Here is a 15,897-nt window from a genome sequence, read left to right on the forward strand (position 1 = left end):
CTCGCCCGACGAGGCGGCGAAGATGGGGGCTGCGCGCGGGCATTCCGATAGCGGCCGGCGCGGGCGACACGATGCAGTCGGCGCTCGCTTCGGGGCTGCTCGAAGCGGGGCTCGCGACCGACGTCGCGGGGACGGCCTCTATATTCGCCGTCGCGGTGGACGGCCCGGACGAGCGCATAACGAACGCGCCGGGCATGATGTTCGCGACGGGAACTCTCGAAGATTCGTATTTCTACTGGAGCATGATACGCGCGGGCGGCCTTTCGCTGCGCTGGTTCCGCGACCGCGTCGCGGGCCGCGCGGGCGACCCGCTCTTCTACGCCGAGATGGACGAGCTCGCGTCGAACGTCCCCGCGGGGGCGAACGGCCTGCTCTTCTATCCGTACCTGCAGGGCGCGGGGCCGGACACGCCCGGGGCCTGCGGCGTATTCGCGGGGCTCTTCGGCTCGGCGGACCGCGCTTCGATGTGGCGCGCGATACTCGAGGCGATAGCCTTCGAATACGCGCAGATGATTAAAATCTACCGCGAATGCGGAATCCCGCTCGACGAGATAATCGGCACCGAGGGCGGAAGCAAGAGCCCGCTCTGGACGCAGATCAAGGCCGACATCCTGCGCGGCGCGTACAACATCCCCGCGCGCAGCGAGGGCGGCCTGATGGCCGACGCCGCGGTCGCGGCCTACTCCGTCGGCGACATCTCCGACATCCGCGAGACGATGCGCGAGTGGATCACCTTCCGCGGACGCTTCGAGCCGGACGCGAAGAACGCCGCGAGATACGAAAAAATATTCGCCGAGCGCCAGAAGCTGCTCGCGGGGCCGATGCGCGAGCTCTTCAAAGCGATGGGAAAGATACGCGAAATATGACGCGCGCGGAGACGCCGCGAAAAAATCCGAACAGGGCGCGCCGCTCCGTCAACGACGGGACGACGCGCGTTTATTAAAGACATGACTAAAATCCTCTCAGACAAAAAATTTTCAATCCAGATACAGGGCTGCCGCACGAACCAGTACGAGGGCGAGGCGATAGCCGCGGCGCTCGAGGCCTGCGGCGCGCGGCGCGGACGACGAATCGCCCGACATAGTCGTAATCGTCACCTGCGCTATAACCGCGGTCGCCGACCGCAAATGCCGCAAGATCATACGCCGCGCGAGGCGCGAGCACCCGAACGCTGTAATCGCCGCCTGCGGGTGCAGCTCGCAGAAGATGACGGCGCGCGACGCGGAGGAGCTGGGCCTCGACATAGCGATAGGCAACAGGCGCAAATATACGCTGCCGCGGCTCGTCGCGGAACGGTTAGCGGGCGCGCCGCGCTTCCATGAAATCAACGAAAAAATCATGACCGACGAAAGCTGGGACGCGCTCTCGCTCGACAGGCCGCGGCTGCACACGCGCGCCTTCCTCAAGGTTCAGGACGGCTGCGCGCACTACTGCGCCTACTGCATAGTCCCCTTCGTGCGCGGGAAACCCGTCTCACGTCCGATGGACGAGGCCGTCGAGGAGGCGCGGCGCATAACGGAGTCGGGCTGTCCGGAAATCGTGCTGACGGGCATACATCTCGGCCTTTACGAAAATCTTCCGGAGCTCGTGCGGCGCATAGGCGGGCTGCCGAAATTAAAGCGGCTGCGCTTCGGCTCGATAGAGCCCTTCGCGGTCGACGAAGCGCTGCTCGCGGCGCTCGCGGAGACGCCCGCCTTCTGCGAGCATCTGCACATGCCGCTCCAGTCGGGCGACGCGGGCGTGCTGGCCGACATGAGACGCGGCTACGCGCCCGAGGAGTTCGCAAAGGTCGCGGAGAGAGCGCGCGCGGCGCTCGGGGACGAGCTGCATATCAGCACCGACCTCATGATAGGCTTCCCGACCGAAAGCCGCGCCGCCTTCAGAAACAGCATGGACTTCATAAAATCCGTGGGGTTCGGCAAAATCCACGTCTTCCCCTACTCGCCGCGCGGCGGCACGAAGGCCGCGGCGATGCCGCCCGTTCCAGAAGCGGAGCTCAAAGAGCGGACCGCCGAGGCGCTCGAGGCGGCGGCGGAGCTTCACGAAAAATTCTGCGTCCGCCGGCTCGGGCGCGACATCACGATACTGACCGAAGAAATCAAAAACGGCGCGGCGCGCGGCCTCACGCGCAACTACATACGCGCCGAAGCTCCCGCCCGCGGCGCGCGCGTGAACGAGGAGCTGACGCTGACGCCCCGCGCGATACGCGGACGAGACGCTCTTCGCCGCGGAGACGCCGAGCGCGGGCTTCTCGGAAGAAATTTCCGTAATATAGGCGGAAGGGGGATTTTCAATGGAAGTGTCAAAAATTCTCGCCGAGTACGACGCGATGCTCGCCGCGGGACGGCGGCGCGAGGCCGGGGAATTTTTATCCGAGGCCGCGGACGCCGCGGCGCGCGAGGACGACGCCGTATCCGAAGCTTCGCTGCGCGGCGAGCTGACTGGATACTGGCGCGTATTCGGCGAGCCGGAGAAGAGCTTCGCCTCGGCGGAACGCGCGCTCGAACTGCTTGAGGGGCTCGGCCTTTCGCAGAGCGCGGAGTACGCAACGGTCCTTCTCAACTACGCGACGGCGAAGACGGCCTTCCGCCAAATCGACGAGGCGCTCGCGCTCTACGCGCGCGTCGAGGAAATTTACGAGCAGACGATAGCTCCGGACGACTACCGCTTCGCGAGCCTTTACAACAACATGGCGCAGGCCGTGATGCGCGCGGGGCGCGCGGCGGAGGCCTACGGATATTTCGAGCGCTCTCTCGCGCGGCTCTCGCCGCGGACGACGCGGCGGAATAGCAACCTGCCGCACAAACATGGCCTTCTGCCTGCTCGCGCAGAGAAAGCTTGACGAGGCGGGCGAATGCCTGAAGCTCGCCGAAGAGATATACGCTTCGCTGCCCGACGACCCCGCACGCCGCGAGCGCGCTCTCCTGCCGCGGACAGCTCGAATACATGCGCGGCGAATTTTTCGCGCGCCGCGGAATATTTCGCGAAAAAGCGCCGCGTCCGTCAAACGTTTCTTCGGGCGCACGGCGAACTACGCGGCCGCCTGCCACAGCTGCGCGAAGTCGCTCGAAGCCGCGGGCAAGCCGGACGAAGCGGCGAAGTACCGCGCGCTAGCGGACTCCGCGGGCGGCGCGGCGCGGGGCGCGCGATGAAGGGGCTCGAGCTCTGCCGCGCGTACTACCTCCGCTGCGCGCGCGACGAGCTGCGGCGGCGCTTCGGCTCGCGTGCGGAACGCATAGCCGCGGGGCTTGCGGGCGAGGGCTCGGAGGTGTTTGGGCTTTGACGACAAAATTTCGCGCGACCACGATTTCGGTCCCGGCTTCTGCCTCTGGCTCACGGACGAAGATTTTGCCGCGTTCGGCGAAGAGCTGCGCCGCTTCTACGCGGAGCTGCCCCGCCGAGTTCATGGGCTTCCGCCGCATAATGACGCCGCAGAGCGCGGGCCGCGTCGGCGTCGCGCGCATCGGGGACTTTTACGCGCGCTTCACGGGCTGCCGCGGAATCCCCGAAAGCGAGGCCGCGTGGCTGCGCATACCGGAGCACGCGCTAGCCGCCGCGACGAGCGGCGAAGTCTTCGACGACCCTCTAGGCGAGTTCACGCGCGTGCGCGAGGCGCTGCTCCCCTGCTACCCCGAGGACGTGCGGCTCAAGAAGCTCGCCGCGCGCCTCTTCGCGATGGCACAGGCGGGACAGTACAACTATCCGCGCACGGTCAAACGCGGCGACGCCGTCGCGGCTTCGCTCGCGCTCGCGGAATTTACGAAAGCCGCGCTCTCCGCGCTCCATCTGCTGAACCGCCGCTACGGCGCCCTACTACAAGTGGCTTTGGCGCAGCGCGGCGGAGCTGCCGAAGCTTTCCGAGGCGGCGCGCGAGACGGCGGCGCTCTTCGAACCGGACGCCGAGCGCGAAAATCTGATAGAATCGATATGCGCGCGCGTGCGCGCGGAGCTCGCGGCGCAGGGGCTGTCGTCGTCGGACGACCCGTTCCTCGTCGCGCAGGCCGTCGAGACGACGCGCCGCATAAAAGCGAATACATGCGAAAACTCAGCGTAACGGCGGGATGATTATGGAAGAACTGATAAACGAGATAATAGCGCTCGAATGGGCCTTCTTCGACAAAGTTCAGAACGAGGGCGGACGCGCGCCCTGCCAGGACGATTTCAGGACGTTCTGCGCGATGCGCGCGAGCCAGTACGAAGCGTGGGACGAAGCGACGCTTTCAAGCTGGCGCGGCGATCTGACGGCGGCGCGCGCCGCAGGGCGCAACCCGCTCGCCGAGAAGTACGGCTACATGATGTGCATAGACGCGCCGGAGGAAAACCGAGCGCTCGCCGCGCAGCTCCCGCCCGTAAACGGAAGAGAAACTCGCGCTCGCGCGCGCCGTCGTAAAAAAACTCGCGCCGCAGAACGAAGCCTTCGCCCGCGCGTTACCCGCTCGTCGCCTCGCACGCGCGTCCGCTGCGCAGCGGCGAGGGAGACGGGGGCGAAACGTCGATAGAGACCTACCAGCTCGGCGAGCTGCTCACATATTCGGAGAAGACGCTGCGGCTGCTTGCCGCGCGCATAGCGGAGCTCGAGGCCGCCGGCGGCGTGAGCTACGCGGAGCTGATTATAGAGAACGGACTCAAGCGCCGCGGCTTCCGCGGACTCGACGACGCGGAAAAATTTTTAGAAGCGCGCCGCTGAGCCGAATTGTCGCGCTTGTGATTATTGACAAAACCTTGCCGTACCCCCCATAATATGCAGATGTAATATTCGCAGAGATAGACATCGGGCGGATACGCTCAAACATTTCGCTTAGGTGTTGATCCCCAGCTGAACGAAAGGGGGGAATGTTGATGACCACCGTAACTAGACGCGACAATGAGTCGATAGAAGATGCCCTCAAGCGTTTTTTAAAAGAGAGATCCGGAAGGTGGGCGTGCTTCGCGAGGCAAAGAAGCATGAACATTACGAAAAAACCCAGCGAAATCAAGAAACGTAAGAAGGCCGAGATGGCACGAAACAGAGGCAGGAGGTCCGATTATTAATGTCCGACCTTGCGGTTAAAGTACAGAGCGACTTAGTCGCCGCTATGAAGAATAAAGACGAGCTGACCCTCTCCGTCCTCCGTATGCTCAAGTCCTCGATCCAGCTCATGCAGGTCGAGAAGGGCAAGGATAAGGAGCTGACGGACGACGACGTTCTCGTCCTCGTGCGCCGCCTCATCAAGCAGCGCGTCGAAGCCGCCGAGATGTACAAGGCCGGCGGAGCGAACGACCGCGCCGAGCGCGAGCTCGCCGAGGCGAAGGTCCTCGAGGCCTATCAGCCCGCGCAGATGTCCGACGAAGATATCGCGGCGCTCGTCGCGAAAATCGCCGGAGAGCTCGGGGCCAAGGGGCCGAAGGACATGGGTAAGGTGATGGGCAAGGTCATGGCCGCGGTAAAGGGCCAGGCCGACGGCAACAGAGTCAAGGCCGCCGTACAGCAGCACCTCGCCTCGCTCGCTCAGTAAAAAATTCATAGAAAGACCAACGAACCAACGAAGTGCCGGAGAGAGCAACACTCCGGCGCTTTTTCTATATCCGCGCCCCGGAAGCTGCGGGACGCCGAAGGAGTGAAAGCAATGAAAACCTACAAAAATACCGCTCGTCCCCGGGCCGACCTCTGTGCCCGCCGAGTACCGCGAAGCCTACATGACAGACTACGGCAGCACCGACCTTGAAGAAGAATTTTTCGAGCTTCTGTCGGAGAACCAGAATCTTCTCAAAAAAATGCTCCACACTCAGAACGACGTGATAATCGGCTCGGGCGAAGGAATGCTCGCGCTATGGGGCGCGATGAAGAGCGTCATAAAGCCCGGCGATAAAGTCCTCGCCGTCTCGAACGGCATATTCGGCCACGGCTTCGGCGAGATGGCCGAGGCGATAGGCGCGCGCGCCGAATACCTCGAAGCGCCCGACGGCGCGTTCGTGAGCGCGGAGGCGCTGCGCGCGAAGCTCGCGGAGCTCCGTCCCGACGTCGTCACCGCCGTCCACTGCGAGACGCCGAGCGGCCCTGCTGAACCCCATCGCCGAAATCGCGCCCGCCGTTGCGGAGAGCGGCGCGCTCTTCATCGTCGACTTCGTCGCGAGCGCCGGCGGCGCGGACGTGCGCGTAGACGACTGGCACATAGACCTCGGCTCATGGGAAGCCAGAAGTGTCTCTCTATACTGCCCGACCTCAGCATGATAACGGTCAGCGAGCGCGCGTGGAAGCGCGCCGCTGATGTCGCCTACCCCGGCTACGACGCGATAACGCCGTGGAAGACCGCCGTCGCCGACCGCTACATGCCTACACGCACAACTGGCACGCGAACGCGGCGCTCAACCTCGCGCTCAAACATTTCTTCGCCGAAGGGCCTGAGAACGCCTTCCGCCGCCACGCGGAGGCCGCGGCCTGCTGCCGCGCGCGCGCGAAGGAACTGGGGCTCAGGCTCTACGCCGCCGACGAAGCGCTCTGCTCGCCGACGGTCACGGCGCTCATGGTCCCCGACGGATGGACGTGGAAGGAGTTCGACGCGGCGCTGCGCGCCGAAGGGCTCGCCGTCGGCGGAAGCTACGGCCCGCTCGCGGGGCGCGTCTTCCGCGTCGGCCACATGGGCAGCCAGGCCGACATCGGCCTCGTCGGCAAAGGCATGGACGTTATAGCGAAAGTGCTGAAAAAATAGCGAATCGAAAACAAGACGCAGCGGCGGCGCGCCCCAACGTTCGGGACGCGCCGCCGTTTTTTGCGCGCAGGGCGCGCGTCATCGGCGAGGCATGGCGGCGGACGGCGCGCGCCTCGTTTACGCACGTTCGGCCGTTCAGGCAAAACGCATGATATTCGTCATTCCGCGCTTGACGCGGAATCCCGCGGCTCAGAACGCCGTAGCGTTTGGGAGTTTAGAGCCGCCGGGGCCTCGCGTCAAGCGCGGGGCGACAGGGCGGCGGCCCGTTTCGCCTTTCCGCACGCCGGGGCGCGCGGCTTTTGGCGGGGCGCGCGTCCCGTCTGCGCACGTTCGGTCGTTCAGGCAAACGCATGATATTCGTCATTCCGCGCTTGACGCGGAATCCCGCGGCTCAGAACGCCGTAGCGTTTGGGAGTTTAGAGCCGCCGGGCCCCGCGTCAAGCGCGGGGCGACAGGGCGGCGGCCCGTTTCGCCTTTCCGCACGCCGGGGCGCGCGGCTTTTGGCGGGGCGCGCGTCCCGTCTGCGCACGTTCGGTCGTTCAGGCAAACGCATGATATTCGTCATTCCGCGCTTGACGCGGAATCCCGCGGCTTAATACGCCGTAGCGTTTGGGAGTTTAGAGCCACTGGGCCCCGCGTCAAGCGCGGGCGACAGGGCGGCGGCCCGTTTTCGCCTTTCCGCACGCCGGGGCGCGCGTCCTTCGGCGAAGCGCGGCGGCGCGCGTCTCGTCTGCGCACGTTCGGTCGTTCAGGCAAACGCATGATATTCGTCATTCCGCGCTTGACGCGGAATCCCGCGGCTTAATACGCCGTAGCGTTTGGGAGTTTAGAGCCACTGGGCCCCGCGTCAAGCGCGGGGCGACAGGGCGGCGGCCCGTTTCGCCTTTCCGCACGCCGGGGCGCGCGTCCTTCGGCGAAGCGCGGCGGCGCGCGTCCCGTCTGCGCACGTTCGGTCGTTCAGGCAAACGCATGATATTCGTCATTCCGCGATTGACGCGGAATCCCGCGGCTTAATACGCCGTAGCGTTTGGGAGTTTAGAGCCGCCGGGCCCCGCGTCAAGCGCGGGGCGACGGGACGGCGGCCCGTTGCGCCTTTCCGCACGCCGGGGCGCGCGTCCTTCGGCGAAGCGCGGCGGCGCGCGTCTCGTCTGCGCACGTTCGGCAGTGCAGGCAAACGCATGATAACCGTCATTCCGCGCTTGACGCGGAATCTCGCGGCTTCAAGCTCCGCCGCGTTGCGTATTCGACGGCGCCGGGGGCGGGGCGGCGCTTCCGGCGCGGGGCGCGGAAAACGCGCTATCTCAGAGTTGTCCCGCTCCGGCCCGCCGTTTTGCCTGCTCCTGCTTCCGCCGTTTTCCGCGCGCAGGTTACTTCTTCTTGCCGAGAGCCTCTTTAAGCTCTTTTATCGTTTCTTCGTTCTTCTTTATGGTTTCCTTGTTCTTCGCGTTTTCTTCCTTGAGCTCTTCGAGCATGGCCTGCATGGCGATCATCTGCTGCTGCATCCCGACCATGTCGCGCGCGAGCTCCGGCTTCTTCCTGCCGCCCTTGCCCACCGCGAGGCTGATGCCCGCGCGTCCCATCACGTCGCCGTCGGAGCATATCGACGCGCCGAGGTTGAACAGCACGTTCGAGCGGACGTAGTGGAACACGCCGACCGCTACCGCGTACTCGTCGCGGTATGTGCCGACCGCGGCGGACAGCGTCGTCGGCTCGTACGGGTTGTACTGTATCGGGTGCAGGCCGGAGAGCGCCGCGGCGTGCGCTCCGACGATGTTGATGCTTTCGTTGAGGTCGTCCATGCGCTTATAGGCGTTCCACAGCTGTCCGCCCGTCACCGCGTCGGTGCTGCCGGGGGCTATGCTGCCGTCCGCGATGTTGGTGAGTTTCACTGCGTCTCCGCTTTTGTTCAGCGTGACGGAGGTCTTGCTGTCGTCGTCGTACTGCACGGCGTTGGCGGCGGCGGTTCCTCCGCCGGTATTGACAGCGTTAAGAGCTTCCTGCACGGAGGCGTAAGCAGTTCCGCCGACCTCGATGCCAGCCGTGATTTTGCCGTCCACGAACTTCGACGAACCGCCGAGCGCGTCAATGACGCTCTCGCCGAGGCCGTAGAGCTGTCCGCCCGTCACGGCGTCGGTGCTGCCGGCCGTTATCTCGCCTTCGGCGAGGCCCGTTATCTTTTTATCGCCCATGTTGATGCCGTCGGAGCCCACCGTTATGCCGCCTATGTCCGCGCGGCCCGCGTAGACGGCGCTGAAGGTCGGGCTTTCGCTCACGTCGATTACGTATTGGCCTTTCATCTCGGAGATTTTGATATTCTTGCCTCCGGCTATGGTGACCGCGCCATTGCCCGGGTCGATGACTATCTCGTCCCCGCCGACCGCACCGCCCGTGCTTCCGGCTGTTCCGTTATAAAGCTCGTTCAGCGCCCATTCTATCGTATAGTAGTCCTTCCCGCCGATGTTGAACAGAGCTCCGGTGAAGGACTTGCCGTCATAGGTGAGTCCCTGCCCTCCGACGATGCGGGCGACCTCGGAACCGAGGCTGGCAAGCTGGCCGACCGTCGCCGCGTCAGTATCCGCCGTGCCTTCGGCTACGTTCACGATGCGGCGGGTCGTGCCGTTGCCGCCGACGGAGACGGTGTATGCCTCGGACGCAACGGAATTAGCGCCGAGCGCGACGCTGTTGGTGGCGTAAGCATTGGCCTGGTAGCCGAACGCGGAACTGTACGTCCCTTCAGCATTGGCCTGGTAGCCGAACGTGGAACTCTGCAACCCCGCCAAGGCATTGCTTCCGACAGATGTGCACATGTGCCCGGCACTTGAATCCACTCCGATCGCAAGAGCGCCGTCTTCGTCCATTGTGCCCTCCGGGATCGTCGCCCAGGCCGCCTGCGGCGGCAGCGCCAGCGCCGCGATGAGCGCGTATGATAAAAACGTTTTCGCCAAGCGCGATAAAGGCTTTTTCTTTCTTCTGCGTCCTTCCATTTTTCTTCCCCCTTTTTCCGGCGCAGGCGGCGCGCCCCTCACGCGCCGCCGCGCGCGCTATTTCTTTGTGAAGTCTATGGTCACGGTGTTGAGCCGTTTCAGTATTTCGGCGCTGACGTCCGCGCTTTTGGCGAAGCCGAGCGCAACGTTGGCCGGGACTATGACGGTCACGCCTTTTTTGTTGGATTTTATCCACTGGTCCACGACTTTGCGCAGTTCCGCCATTACGAGCGCCGTCACGCGGTCGCGTTCGCGGAAGAATTCGGCGTTCAGCTCCGCCTGTTTTTGCGCGATTTTCCGCTCGCCGTCTTTTTCTTTTTCGTTCGCCTTGCGGAAGCGCTCGAACTCTTCGTTGAGCGCTTTCTGAAGGTTGTCTACGTACTGCTGTCCCGCCTTGCCCGGCGCGCTCGCGTCTATGACGCGCGCGACGTCCACGACTGCGGTCTCAGCTTCCGCGGCGCGCGGCGCGGCGGCGGCGAGGAATATCGCGAGCGGCAGGGCCAGTATAAGGGCGATGTATTTGTTTTTCATTGTCATACCTCCATGACGGCTGTTTTTTTGTATCTTGTCTGACGACGAATGTATTGGATTATGCCTGTTCGATTTCCGCGTTTTTATTTTGTCAAAAACAGGCGTGTCCGCGTTTCATGCCGCGCCGCCTACTTTCCTTCGATGAATTTCTATTCTCCCTCAAAATATTCGCATATCTTGCGCGCTATGCGCTCCGACGCGCCGCGGCGCAGGTCGAGCGCGGCGTAGCTCTCGGCTATCTCGCGTCGGCGCTCGGGCGACTCTATGAGCTCCGAGATGTAGCGGCAGGCGCTCTCGGGCGTCATCAGCTCGCGGCGCTCGGGCAGCAGCGCGCGGCCCGCGAGCATGTTCGGCAGCGAGACGTATTCCTTTTTGGCGTTGTACCAGTGGACGAGCTTTTTCTTTACCGCGACGGCGGCGGCTCCCTCGCGCGGCAGAGCGCCGGGGATGCCGTCGAGCGGGATGTTGTGCGCCTGGTTGAGCGGCGCGATCATCAGCAGCGGCACGCCTAGCGACGCTATCTGGAGGTTGTTCGTGCCGGGGAAGGCGACGGCGAGCGACGACGCGGCTATCGCGGCGTACTGCCCTTCGCGCACGAGCGGCACGCGGCTGCCGTCGCGCAGGATTATCTCTTCGACGCGCCCTTCGCCGCGCCACGATAGGCCGGTCTTTTCGAGGCCGGCGCGCAGAATTTCTTCCGAGACGGTCGGCGCGACGGGCAGCACGGCCTGCCAGCCCGCGTAACGCTCGCGCACGAGCGCCGCACATTCGCAGTAGAAGCCGAAGCCAAGCTCGTATTCGAACGGGCGGCTGCCCGGCATGAAGGCGATGATGTGCTCGCAGCCCGCGCCATAGCGTTCACGCGCGGCGGCGAGCGCCGCGCCGTCGGGACGTTCGACGCTGTCGAGTATGAGGTTGCCGACGACGGTGTAGCGTTCGGGCGCTACGCCCGCGCGCTCAAATCTCGCGCGCGCCGTGCCGTCGGGGATGAAGTAGTGCGCGACCTTGCCGCGCCAGCGCGGGCGCGCCGTGTATATCATCCACGGGACGCGCAGCTTCGCGGAGAGCGCCCAGCCGTACATCGGGTCGCCGCCGAGCTGGAGCACGAGCGAGCGTCCGGGCTCCTTCGCCTGGCGCATCGCCTCGCGGAAGTTCATCACGCGCTCGACGCCGGGCATCGTGCCCGCGTGCGCGCCCTCGCGCCCGCTCGCGTAGGGGCACGGCAGCGTCACCGCCGCGGCGCGCTGCCCGGGACGCAGCGCCGCAACGGCGCGCGTCACCGGCCCCATCCATCCCGAGACCTCGCCGGGCGAGTTGGAAAGTATATACAAAAGCCCCACTGCATCGCCGCCCTTCGTAAGTGAGCGCGGTTACACGACCGCTTGACTGCATGATATAATTATAGCTGATTGGGGGACTATGCGAATGTTCATTCCTCTGGAGGGCGAAAACGTCCTCTGCCTCGAAAACGCCGTCGCGATATACAGGGAAGACGGCGCGACGGTCATTCTCAAACGAAACGGCGGAAAAGAACGAACCTCATTCACACCGCGAATCCTCGCAAAACGCGGGGCGCAGCTCAGCGCGCGGTGGGCGGCGGACGCCGCGCTCATGAAAGAAGATTTGCGCAAAAGGAGCAATTCATAGATGGCAGACATGGAACTTCCGGTAAACCCGCAGAACGGCGATCTCGCCTCCGACTACAACGAAAAGGACATACACGTACTCGAAGGGCTCGAAGCGGTCCGCAAACGCCCCGGCATGTACATCGGCGACCAGGGGCAGCGCGGGCTGCACCACCTGGTCTACGAGGTCGTCGACAACTCTATAGACGAATCCCTCGCCGGCTTCTGCGACACCATCGGCGTCACGATACACAAGGACGGCAGCGTCAGCGTCGTCGACAACGGACGCGGCATCCCGACGGGCATGCACGAGTCGGGCCGTCCGGCCGCCGAGGTCGTCCTAACGGTGCTGCACGCGGGCGGCAAATTCGACAAGAGCGCCTACGCAATATCGGGCGGGCTTCACGGCGTCGGCGTCTCGGTCGTCAACGCGCTCTCCGTATGGCTTGAGCTCACGATATGGCGCGACGGCAAAGAGTACCGCCAGCGCTACGAGCGCGGCAACCCCGTCACGAAGCTCGAGGTCGTAGGCGAGACCACGCTGCGCGGCACGCGCGTGCAGTTCATGCCCGACGGCGAAATTTTCTCGACGACGGAATTCCAGGCCGACATCCTGAAGCAGCGGCTGCGCGAGCTCGCCTTCCTCAACTCGCATATAACGATAAACTTCGAGGACCAGCGTCCTGAGAAGCCGGAGAAAAAGACCTACCACTACCCCGGCGGCATCGGCTCGTTCGTCGAGTACCTCAACAAGGGCAAGGAGGTGCTCTTCAAGGAGCCGGTCGTAATCCGCGGCGAGAAGGACAAAACGCAGCTCGAGGTTGCGATACAGTACAACGACACATACATCGAGCGCCTCTTCGGCTTCGTCAACCTCATCAACACAATCGAGGGCGGCACGCACGTCGCGGGCTTCCGCACCGCCGTCACGCGCGCCGTCAACGACGAGGCGCGCAAGCAGAAGCTGCTCAAGGACAAGGACGCGAACCTCACCGGCGACGACTTGAAGGAAGGGCTCACCGCCGTCATCTCCGTCAAGGTGATGGAGCCGCAGTTCGAGGGTCAGACAAAGACCAAGCTCGGCAACAACGACGTCAAGGGCATCGTCGATTCGCTCGTCTACGAAGGCTTCAAAAACGCCCTCGACGAACGCCCCGAGATACTCAAGCCGATTGTCGAGAGCGCGCTGCGCGCGCGCCAGGCCCGCGAGGCCGCGAAGAAGGCGAAGGACCTCGTGCGCCGCAAGTCGGTCATGAGCAGCCTCTCGCTGCCCGGCAAGCTCGCCGACTGCTCAAACCGCAACCCCGCCGACTGCGAAATATACATAGTCGAGGGAGACTCCGCGGGCGGCAGCGCCAAGCAGGGGCGCAACCGCGAGTTCCAGGCCATCCTTCCGCTGCGCGGAAAGATACTCAACGTCGAAAAGGCGCGCCTCGAAAAAATCCTGAGCAGCGAGACGATACGCAACATCATCCTCGCGCTCGGCTGCGGCGTCGGCGACGAATTCAACGAAGACAAGCTGCGCTACCACAAAATATTCATCATGGCCGATGCCGACGTCGACGGCGCGCACATCAGGACGCTGCTGCTGACGCTCTTCTTCCGCTACATGCCGCAGATAATCGAGAAGGGCTACCTCTACGTCGCGCAGCCGCCGCTCTACCGCGTGCAGTGCGGCAAGGAGATAACCTACTGCTTCTCCGACAAAGAGATGAAAGAGGCGCAGGAAAAGGCGAACGGCAAAAAGGTCGACGTCCAACGCTACAAAGGGCTCGGCGAGATGAACCCCGAGCAGCTCTGGGAGACGACGATGAACCCCGAGCACCGCGTCATCAACCGCGTCGAGGTGCAGGACGCCGTCGAAGCCGACGAGCTCTTCGGCATCCTCATGGGCGACGTCGTCGAGCCGCGCCGCAAATTCATAGAAGAATTCGGCAAAGAGGTCAAAAACCTCGACATATAGCCCGAAACGTCAATAAATATCAGCCCCGGCGCATACCGCCGGGGCTTTTTCGTAATTTATATTCAGCTTGACACGGAAAGAACAAGTATAATATGATACGCTCAGTCTTGGATTACGCTCCAGAGGAGAGGTTAGATGTTCCTATTATATAAATTAGCAGGTTCGCTGGTCGTCCCCCCCGGGTGTTTCATAGTAGCGATACTCATCATCGCCGCGCTCGCGATGCGCAAGCCGCGCAAGCCCTTCCTCGCAGGCGCGCTCTGCGTGCTCGCCGCCGCGATGTACGTAATGAGCTCGCCCGTCTTCGCCTTCTACATCAACAAACCGCTCGGCACCGCCTACGAGAAGCCGCAGCTCCCGCCTAAGGACGCGAAGGCCGCGGTCATAGTCCTCGGCGGCGGCTCCTCGCTCGACGAAAACGGCAAACCGTTCCAGCCCTCCGCCGCAGCGATGGAAAGGCTCTACGCCGCGGTCAAAATATCCAAAGAGCAGCCGTGGTGCTCGCGCCTCATATTCTCCGGCGGAGATGTCTACGGACGCCACAAGGTCTCGGAGGCCGCCGTTATGAAATACGCCGCGCAGATAATGGGCTGCCGCAAAAAGATAATCCTTGAAGACCAGTCGCGCAACACCGACGAAAACCTCAAATACTGCGCCGAAATCGTCAAGAAGCACGGCTTCAAAGACGTCGTGGTCGTCACGAACAACTTCCACATCGAGCGCGCAATGGACTTCGCCCACCAGTACATGCCCTACAACGTCCGCCTCTACGCCTACCCGAGCGGCGGAGTCCGCCAGAAAGAGATTCACGTGACACCCGAAATGCTCATGCCGAGCGTAGGCTCACTCAGCGCCTCCTGCACCGGCATCAAGGAATGGATCGGCATGGCGGTCGCGAGCCTCGCCCCCGAACAGCAGAAAAAGAAAGTCCTGTCATAAAATCAAAGCAAACGCAAGAAAACCGCGCGCCCGTGTAAAGCACAGGGCGCGCGGTTTTATATATTGATACTAACAAAGCTTACGCCGCTCCGGCGATTTTCCCGCCAGAGATTCCGGGACAACGCATAGCCAGTTCCCGCCCCTAACGATTAACGGCAACAACTTCAATCCCCGGCGAGCCTGCTTCGGTTTATCGGGCGGGCATCTCGCCCCACGCTACCAGTCGTAGAAAATGGCGGGAAGCTCAATCGCAGACACCGGAGGCGACTGACGCAATCCCGCCTGCCGCCGTTCGCCGCAATCCGCTATAATACGAAACAACGCTGAAAATCGGGAGCCGCATCAAATGTTCGCACTCTACAAAATCGCAGGCGCCTTCGCCGCGCCGCCGGGACTTTTCGTAATCATACTGCTCGCCATAGCGGCCGTTCTTTTTCTCAAATCTCGCCGCGCGAGCCGCGCGTTTGGAACGGCGGCCTCGCTTGCGCTCTTCGTCTTCGCGGCGGCGCTCTGCGCCATGAGCACGCCCGCCGGCGCGCGCTTCATCACCGGCCCGCTCGAAGCAAAATACGCCGCGCAGCTTCCGCCCGACGGCGAAACGGCGGCCTTCCTCGTACTCGCTGGCGGCTCGTCATACGACGCAGCGGGTTCCTCCGTCCAGCCCTCCCCGCTCGCGCTCGAGCGCGTCTACACCGCCGTAACGCTAGCCTCCGGGCGCGCAGGAAAGTCCGTGCTCGTCATGTCCGGCGGCAACGTCTTCGGCGACAAGGACCGCTCCGAAGCCTCCGCCATGCGCGACGCCGCGCGTGCTATGGGCTGGCGCGGCGAGATAATTTTAGAAGAGCGGTCGCGCACCACCGCCGAAAACATGAAATACAGCGCCGCCCTGCTCCGCGCCCGCGGCCTGCAAACCGTCGCAGTCGTCACAAACGCCTTCCACCTTCCGCGAGCCATGCGCCTCGCCCGGCAATCCATGCCGGAGGCAAAACTCTACCCCGCCGCCCCGCCGCGCCGGACGGACCCGATAATCCGCGGCCTTCCGTCCTTCCTGCCCGACGCGGCAAGCCTGCACCTCTCGTGCATAGGCATGAGAGAGCGCATAGGCACAGCAACAGCGGCTATCTTAAATCGATAGCCGCTTGAATTGAAGCTTTTTCCCTATTAGT

17 protein-coding genes and 2 pseudogenes are annotated in these 15,897 nt (G+C 63.6%); 15 read left to right on the forward strand and 4 right to left on the reverse strand.

Annotated elements, in window-relative coordinates; translation table 11 throughout:
- The first annotated feature begins 71 nt into the window (after positions 1–71).
- From ABGT66_RS00560 to ABGT66_RS00605, 10 genes and pseudogenes are all read left to right on the forward strand, one after another.
- Positions 72–866, forward strand: coding sequence for an FGGY-family carbohydrate kinase (locus ABGT66_RS00560; protein WP_346688133.1), 795 nt, complete (start codon positions 72–74; stop codon positions 864–866).
- 205 nt (positions 867–1,071) lie between these two features.
- Positions 1,072–2,130: pseudogene (locus tag ABGT66_RS00565) on the forward strand (MiaB/RimO family radical SAM methylthiotransferase); the annotation flags it as partial.
- Between the two features lie 163 nt (positions 2,131–2,293).
- Complete coding sequence (locus tag ABGT66_RS00570; protein ID WP_346688134.1) at positions 2,294–2,842, forward strand: tetratricopeptide repeat protein; 549 nt, start codon at positions 2,294–2,296, stop codon at positions 2,840–2,842.
- Positions 2,808–3,152, forward strand: coding sequence for a hypothetical protein (locus tag ABGT66_RS00575; RefSeq protein ID WP_346688135.1), 345 nt, complete (start codon positions 2,808–2,810; stop codon positions 3,150–3,152). Before ABGT66_RS00570 ends, ABGT66_RS00575 begins: the two co-directional genes overlap by 35 nt.
- A complete protein-coding gene (locus tag ABGT66_RS00580; RefSeq protein WP_346688136.1) occupies positions 3,149–3,283 on the forward strand; it encodes a hypothetical protein in 135 nt (44 codons plus the stop codon). Before ABGT66_RS00575 ends, ABGT66_RS00580 begins: the two co-directional genes overlap by 4 nt.
- Positions 3,280–4,065 (forward strand): DUF4037 domain-containing protein, encoded by a 786-nt coding sequence (locus ABGT66_RS00585; RefSeq protein WP_346688137.1) that lies wholly within the window; start codon positions 3,280–3,282, stop codon positions 4,063–4,065. The genes ABGT66_RS00580 and ABGT66_RS00585 overlap by 4 nt, the downstream gene beginning before the upstream one ends.
- Before the next feature lie 2 nt (positions 4,066–4,067).
- On the forward strand, positions 4,068–4,499 hold the full coding sequence (locus ABGT66_RS00590; RefSeq protein ID WP_346688138.1) for a DUF4125 family protein: 432 nt from the start codon (positions 4,068–4,070) through the stop codon (positions 4,497–4,499).
- Positions 4,460–4,687, forward strand: a complete 228-nt coding sequence (locus ABGT66_RS00595) for a DUF4125 family protein (RefSeq protein ID WP_346688652.1) — start codon at positions 4,460–4,462, stop codon at positions 4,685–4,687. The genes ABGT66_RS00590 and ABGT66_RS00595 overlap by 40 nt, the downstream gene beginning before the upstream one ends.
- 152 nt (positions 4,688–4,839) lie before the next feature.
- Positions 4,840–5,031 (forward strand): annotated as a pseudogene (rpsU, locus tag ABGT66_RS00600) (30S ribosomal protein S21).
- Positions 5,031–5,495 carry a GatB/YqeY domain-containing protein gene (locus ABGT66_RS00605; RefSeq protein WP_294193065.1) on the forward strand — a complete coding sequence of 155 codons (465 nt, stop codon included), beginning with the start codon at positions 5,031–5,033 and terminating at the stop codon, positions 5,493–5,495. The pseudogene rpsU and the gene ABGT66_RS00605 overlap by 1 nt, the downstream one beginning before the upstream one ends.
- 313 nt (positions 5,496–5,808) lie before the next feature.
- Here the strand turns inward: ABGT66_RS00605 and ABGT66_RS00610 are convergent, their stop codons facing one another.
- Positions 5,809–6,153 (reverse strand): hypothetical protein, encoded by a 345-nt coding sequence (locus ABGT66_RS00610; RefSeq protein ID WP_346688139.1) that lies wholly within the window; start codon positions 6,151–6,153, stop codon positions 5,809–5,811.
- A 128-nt stretch (positions 6,154–6,281) separates the two neighbouring features.
- Here ABGT66_RS00610 and ABGT66_RS00615 point away from each other — a divergent pair, with 128 nt between their 5' ends.
- Entirely contained in the window at positions 6,282–6,689 is a 408-nt protein-coding gene (locus ABGT66_RS00615) for a hypothetical protein (protein ID WP_346688140.1), read from the forward strand.
- Between the two features lie 1,367 nt (positions 6,690–8,056).
- On the opposite strand, the gene ABGT66_RS00620 is transcribed toward ABGT66_RS00615, so the two are convergent.
- The 3 genes from ABGT66_RS00620 to ABGT66_RS00630 all read right to left on the reverse strand — a co-directional run bounded on the left by ABGT66_RS00620 (position 8,057) and on the right by ABGT66_RS00630 (position 11,544).
- Positions 8,057–9,673: a YadA-like family protein gene (locus ABGT66_RS00620; RefSeq protein ID WP_346688141.1), complete on the reverse strand. Its 1,617-nt coding sequence runs from the start codon at positions 9,671–9,673 to the stop codon at positions 8,057–8,059.
- A gap of 57 nt (positions 9,674–9,730) precedes the next feature.
- Positions 9,731–10,204 carry a hypothetical protein gene (locus ABGT66_RS00625; protein WP_346688142.1) on the reverse strand — a complete coding sequence of 158 codons (474 nt, stop codon included), beginning with the start codon at positions 10,202–10,204 and terminating at the stop codon, positions 9,731–9,733.
- 149 nt (positions 10,205–10,353) lie between these two features.
- Positions 10,354–11,544, reverse strand: coding sequence for a hypothetical protein (locus ABGT66_RS00630; RefSeq protein ID WP_346688143.1), 1,191 nt, complete (start codon positions 11,542–11,544; stop codon positions 10,354–10,356).
- Positions 11,545–11,629: 85 nt separating this feature from the next.
- On the opposite strand from ABGT66_RS00630, the gene ABGT66_RS00635 reads away from it, so the two are divergent.
- From ABGT66_RS00635 to ABGT66_RS00650, 4 genes are all read left to right on the forward strand, one after another.
- On the forward strand, positions 11,630–11,851 hold the full coding sequence (locus ABGT66_RS00635) for a hypothetical protein (RefSeq protein WP_294193056.1): 222 nt from the start codon (positions 11,630–11,632) through the stop codon (positions 11,849–11,851).
- 9 nt (positions 11,852–11,860) lie between these two features.
- Positions 11,861–13,792 (forward strand): DNA topoisomerase (ATP-hydrolyzing) subunit B, encoded by a 1,932-nt coding sequence (gyrB, locus tag ABGT66_RS00640; protein ID WP_346688654.1) that lies wholly within the window; start codon positions 11,861–11,863, stop codon positions 13,790–13,792.
- Positions 13,793–13,927: 135 nt separating this feature from the next.
- Entirely contained in the window at positions 13,928–14,731 is an 804-nt protein-coding gene (locus ABGT66_RS00645; RefSeq protein WP_346688144.1) for a YdcF family protein, read from the forward strand.
- Between the two features lie 346 nt (positions 14,732–15,077).
- Positions 15,078–15,866: a YdcF family protein gene (locus tag ABGT66_RS00650; RefSeq protein WP_346688145.1), complete on the forward strand. Its 789-nt coding sequence runs from the start codon at positions 15,078–15,080 to the stop codon at positions 15,864–15,866.
- The last annotated feature ends 31 nt before the right edge of the window (positions 15,867–15,897 follow it).

Origin of the sequence: uncultured Cloacibacillus sp., assembly GCF_963926575.1 — a bacterium.
GTDB classification, from domain to species: domain Bacteria; phylum Synergistota; class Synergistia; order Synergistales; family Synergistaceae; genus Caccocola; species Caccocola faecigallinarum.